General features: G+C 67.3%; 5 protein-coding genes. 2 read left to right on the top strand and 3 right to left on the bottom strand.

Annotation, left to right across the window (positions count from 1 at the left end; genetic code table 11):
* Positions 1–220: 220 nt before the first annotated feature.
* The 3 genes from dnaB to ACWFR4_RS47505 all read right to left on the bottom strand — a co-directional run bounded on the left by dnaB (position 221) and on the right by ACWFR4_RS47505 (position 3806).
* Positions 221–1555, bottom strand: a complete 1335-nt coding sequence (dnaB, locus tag ACWFR4_RS47515) for a replicative DNA helicase (protein WP_453658057.1) — start codon at positions 1553–1555, stop codon at positions 221–223.
* A gap of 99 nt (positions 1556–1654) precedes the next feature.
* Positions 1655–2284 (bottom strand): DciA family protein, encoded by a 630-nt coding sequence (locus ACWFR4_RS47510; RefSeq protein ID WP_453658061.1) that lies wholly within the window; start codon positions 2282–2284, stop codon positions 1655–1657.
* A gap of 367 nt (positions 2285–2651) precedes the next feature.
* Positions 2652–3806: a N(5)-(carboxyethyl)ornithine synthase gene (locus ACWFR4_RS47505; protein WP_453658055.1), complete on the bottom strand. Its 1155-nt coding sequence runs from the start codon at positions 3804–3806 to the stop codon at positions 2652–2654.
* Positions 3807–4343: 537 nt separating this feature from the next.
* Between ACWFR4_RS47505 and ACWFR4_RS47500 the strand changes: the two genes are divergently transcribed.
* Both ACWFR4_RS47500 and ACWFR4_RS47495 read left to right on the top strand, forming a co-directional pair.
* The gene (locus tag ACWFR4_RS47500; RefSeq protein WP_453658053.1) at positions 4344–4649 is read left to right on the top strand and encodes a transposase; all 306 of its coding nucleotides are present in this window, start codon (positions 4344–4346) and stop codon (positions 4647–4649) included.
* Between the two features lie 17 nt (positions 4650–4666).
* Positions 4667–5359 (top strand): IS3 family transposase (locus ACWFR4_RS47495; RefSeq protein WP_453658059.1); only part of this gene is annotated, 693 nt, incomplete at its 3' end.

Raw genomic sequence — 5359 nt, 5'->3', positions numbered from 1 at the left:
AAGGGTCAGACGGGCGTTACGGTGGGACATGAAGGCCTCCGTGCGGTGCAGATTCGACACCTCCACCACACACGGAGGCCTTCGCCTTCTTCAAGACCCGCGCGTGTCAACAACGCTCATGCTCAATACAGCTAGTCTCACGGTGATGTCGTATACGACATCGGTACGACACGGCCCGTGAGATGACGACATCAGCCGCCAGACCCTACACGTTTCGGGCTCAGGTCTGTGCCATGTCCACGAAACGGGAGTAGTGGCCCTGGAACGCCACGGTGATCGTGGCGGTCGGGCCGTCGCGGTGCTTGGCCACGATGAGGTCGGCCTCGCCGGCGCGGGGCGAGTCCTTTTCGTAGGCGTCCTCACTGTGAATGAGTACGACCAGGTCGGCATTGTCCTCCAGCGCACCGGAGTCGCGCAGGTCGCTCAGCATCGGCTTCTTGTCCACGCGCTGCTCGGGACCGCGGTTCAACTGGGAGACGACCACCACGGGGATCTGCAGCTCTTTGGCCAGCGGCTTCAAGCAACGGGAGATTTCGGAGATCTCTTCGTAGCGCGAGGCGAACGGCCGGGTGCCGTAGTCGAGGAGGTGAAGAGCGTCGACGACGATGAGGCGAACGTCGCGCTGGGCTCGAAGACGGCGGGCCTGGGCACGCAGATCGGTGAAGGTGGCGTACGCGCTGTCCTGGACGTACAACGGTGCGGCGGCGGCTTCGGGCATCCGACGGGCCAGCCGGGTCCAGTCCTCATCCGTCATCGTGCCGCTGCGGAGATGGTGCAGGGCGATCCGGGCTTCGGCGGACATGATGCGCATGCTCACTTCGCGGCGTCCGGTCTCGCGGGTGAACAGGACGGCCGGAACGTTGTGCCCGATGGTGACCGAACGCAGGAAGTCGAGGGCCAGTGTGGTCTTGCCCATGGCTGGGCGGCCGGCCACAACGATCAGCTGGCCGTCCACCAGGCCACCGGTGAGCGTGTCGAAGTCGGTGAAGGCGCTGGGCAGGCCGATGGCACGGTCGGGGGACAGGGCTTCAACTTCGTCGAGGGTGCTTTCCAGGATTTCGCCGAGAGAATAGGCCGGCGGCAGGCCGCGGCGCAGTGTGGCCGCGAGCATTTCGTTCTGCGCGGTATCCGCGAGGCGGTCGGCGGCGTCCGGGCCGACATCGGCGACCAGGTTGTCGATTCTTGCGGTGGCCTGGCGCAGGCGCCGAAGCATGGCAGTGGCCCGGACCCGTTCAGCGTTCCTGGTCCAGCTCGATTTCGGTACGCGGCCTTGGGAGATCTCTCGGATGCAGGGGGCTCCGCCGGCCTGGTCGAGTTGCTCCTCCTTGGTCAGGTGGGCCACTACGGCGACCAGGTCCGTGGGTTCTCCCCTGCCATACAAATCCAGGAGCATGAGGTACAGGTGGGCGTGTGCAGGCTGGTAGAAATCGTCGTCGTACAGCAGCTCTACGATGTCGGCGATCGCGTTGCTGGATTGCAGCATCGCTCGCAGCACGGCCTTCTCCGCCCGCAGGTCGTGCGCGCTTGAGCCGTCCTCGTTGTCGTTGGAGTCCACTGGCCCCTCCCCCACTGCTCTGCTCCGGCCCGTAACGTCGACGCGGTGCCCAACCACCCTAGATCACGCGGCAACTGGCCGATGAGGCACGCACGATCCTCAGCCCGGGGCCCTGGTTCGGGCTCGTGCCAGTGCTCGGGCCCGCGCCGCGAGGCGTCGCGCGACGTCACCCGACGGCACGTGGTGAGGCAATGGCGCAGCCTCGCGCTGACTCTGTTGACGGCGGATGGCTTCGAGTAGCGGATCACCGGTTCGTGAAGGGCGCGGTGTGGGAGTAGTCGTCGGCCGAACGGCAGGCGAGCCGCCCAGTCCGGGACGGGAACGGCCGGCAGATCCTGGAACCTCCACCTGCAGGCTCCGTACCTCGCGCAGTGGGCCATTTTCCTTGAAGCGCCTGACCAACTGGGGTGAGAGAAAACGCAGTTGGCTAGCCCAGGCTTTGGAGTCGGCCCGCACCCGTAAGGCGCCGGTTGACGGGTCGAAGCCAACGGGTTGTACGTGCTTGGCAATGTCCTCGCCGACGATCTCGGTCCACGTCCCGTGCGTCGGGTCCGCTTCCATCACCCAGGCGCTCTCGCTCAGCAATTCCGATATCGCCGCTGCCAAGACGACCGGCTCCCCGATCCCCTTGCCTCGCCGCGGTGATTGCGCCTGCCGGGAAGAAGGCCTTCCCCTCAGGGCGCGCCGGCCCGCATCGGCACGCGCCTGGGACAGCAGCGCGGCTGCCATGTCAACAACGCTCATGCTCAATACACCTAAGGGTTGTCCTACCTTCTTGGCGTGGGCCTGCTCTGGTCGTTCGTAGGATCGGAGGGCCCGGGGGCTTCGGGTATGGCTGTAAAGGTTGAGCCGCTGGATGGCTTACGGGACTTGGCCGCCCGAAGCCCCACGACGACCCGACCGCCAATTGGGATACGCGACTTGATCGCTGCTGTAGGACAACGCCGGCGCGGTCGTCTGCAGGTTCCATGTGCGACGAGCTGGCGGAGGGGAACGTGCCCGACATCTGGGCCGGTGTGGACATCGGCAAGACACATGGGGCGCCTGATCGACGGCGTACCCGGTGTGGGTATGCCGTCGGTCAGGCGGCGTCGGTTCAGAGCAGTGCGTGCGGGTACTGTTCGGCGCGGTGCTGGAAGGCCAGGACCGCGGGGTTCTGGACGGTGCCGCCGCGGATCTCGATCGCTCGGCGAATCGTGCGGTCACCGTCCCAGCCGTCCGGGCCTTCGAGGACCGGCCGCAGGAACGGGATCAGCGCCTCGCTGTTCTCCCAGGTGGCCGCATCCCACAGGTAGGAGGGGCTGTGGTCCACGGCGTAGTAGTGGACGTGGTCGCCGACGGTGAACATCGGGTCGTTGAAGGTGGTAGGCCGAGCCCAGGCGAAGCCCATGCCCTCGTCGCAGGAGACGTCGATGACGAGGGTGCCGGGCGCGAGCTTCGGCAGGTCCTCCGCTATCAGGAACATCAGCGGCGCCGCAGTGTCCTGGAGCACGCAGTTGACGATGATGTCGTGCCCGGCGAGGAACTCGGCCAGCGGCTCCGGGCCGTCCTCGGTGAGCGCGACGCTGCGCCGCGGGTCGCGGGTGTCGTCGGCCACGTCGTGGTCGAAGTGCACGATCCGTGCCGAGTGGATCGGTGAGCTGACGGCGGCAATGCCGCGGGCAGTCAGCACGTCCACGTCGTGAACGCCCAGCGCACTGAGCGCGGTTACCGCGCCGCGTGCCGTGGCGCCGAAGCCGATCACCACCGCACGCCGCCGGCGCCCGTAGTCACCGGTCGCCCCGGTCAGCTGCATGGCATGCAGCACCGACGAGTAGCCGGCCAGCTCGTTGTTCTTGTGGAAAACGTGCAGGCCGAACGTATCCTCCCGGGTCCAGTGGTTCATCGCCTCGAAGGCGATCACCGTGAGCCTGCGGTCGATGGCGGCCTGCGTGACCTTCTCGTCCTGCACGCAGTGCGGCCACCCCCACAGCACCTGCCCGTCCCGCAGCTCCGCCAGATCCTCGTGCAACGGTTTGGCCAGCAGGATGACGTCACACTCCGCGATCAGCTCCTCGCGTGAGCGGAAACCGGCGACCCACGGGGCGAGCTGACGGTCCGAAACACCGAAGTGCTCTCCGTAACCGGTCTGCAGAGAGATGCTGGGCTGAAGGTCGACGTCGATGCGTTCGAAGTGCGCTGGGTGGATCGGCAGACGGTGCTCGTTCTCTTTTCGGGTCTGCGACATGATTCCGAGCTTGAGCTGCTGCAAAATACCCCTTTGATTACTACCTGTCTAACACACCCCCGGGGTGCGGGGCCTGGGTCTGCAGTGCTCCTCCGGGCCGGGCGCCCTGATGGGCACCCAACCCAGGCGCCTTCAGCTGACACGCGGGGGAATGCCGGTCCGGGCTGCCGTCTGCCCCGCCCTCGCCGCCCGGCGGCCGGACGCTGTCACAGCACGGTCGCGGTCGGTGCGGTCTTCGGCCTGCGAGGGCCCTGCATCTTCTGAGGGAGGGCGGCTCTGCGTCCTCCAATGCTGGCCGAGTGGGCCCTGGCAGTGCTCGGGACGGTTGAGCTTGAGGCCCTGCATGGCCATGGTGCGCATGACGGAGCCGTCCTGGGAGGACCGCTGCATAGATCGAGACGGGATCAGCCCAGCCCCGTTGGCATCCCCGCGAACAAAATCCCCCAGTACCGCCGGCGTATGGCTGGCCGAACCTTGCACTAGTGGCAGACTGAAGTTCCCCCTCTGATCTGGACAGGTTGATACTGGGACGGATGGGTCCCGGAGGAAGCAGCACAACCTGTGAGCAAGAAGAGCAATACGAGTAAGAGGTACACGGCCGAGTTCAAGCGGGACGCGGTCGCGCTGGCGCTGTCCTCGGAAAAGACCGTCACCGAGGTTGCCCGGGACCTGGGCGTGAGTGCGGAGGGCCTGCGGAACTGGGTCAAGCAGGCGAAGATCGATCGGGGTGAGGGCCCGGTCGGCGCGCTGACCAGCGCAGAGCGGGAGGAGCTGGTCCGGCTGCGCCGGACAGTCCGCGAGCAGGAAGCGACGATCGAAGTCCTGGGAAAAGCGACCGCCTTCTTCGCGCAGCAGAAGACGAAGTAGCCGCGCGCTACGCGTTCATCGACGCGGAGAGGGCCTGGGAGGGTAATCCCGGCGGCCGGCCGGTGGCGTTCTTGTGCCGGGTGTTGAAGGTGACGCGCTCGGCCTACTACGCCCATCTCGCCGCGAGGCCGGCCCGGCGGACACGGCGGCGGGAGGAGGACGCCCTGGTCGGCGAGATCAGGGTGCTGCATGCTGGCTCGCGCGGCGCGTATGGGGCCCCGCGGATCCACGCCGCGCTGCGGCGGGCCGGGCGAGTGGTGAACCTCAAGCGGGTCGAGCGGCTGATGCGCGAGCACAGCATCAGCGGGATCACCCGTCGCCGACGTCGAGGGCTGACCCGGCAGGCGCGTCGGGCGGTGTTCGACGCCGATCTGATCGGGCGGGACTTCACCGCCCCGCGGCCGGGGATGCGGCTGGTCGGTGACATGACCGAGCTGGTCACCGCCGAGGGCAAGGCGTATCTGGCGACCTGCATCGATCTCGCGACGCGGGAGGTAATCGGCTGGGCAATGGCCGAGCATCACCGGGCCGAGCTGCCCGTCGCCGCCCTGCGGATGGCCGCCGGCCGCGGCGGCCTGGAGGACGGCTGCATCATGCATACCGACCGCGGATCGGAAGGCGAATTCAACTGGTCGTCGCAACACCTTGATCACGGAGGTGTTGGATGGGACGCCCGAAGAAGCCGATGCCGCAGGCGCCGGCCGGGGCGC

This window comes from Streptomyces sp. NPDC055140 (assembly GCF_053607285.1).
The sequence above is the reverse complement of the archived record's forward strand: the minus strand, read 5'-3'. Positions and strand labels throughout refer to the sequence as shown.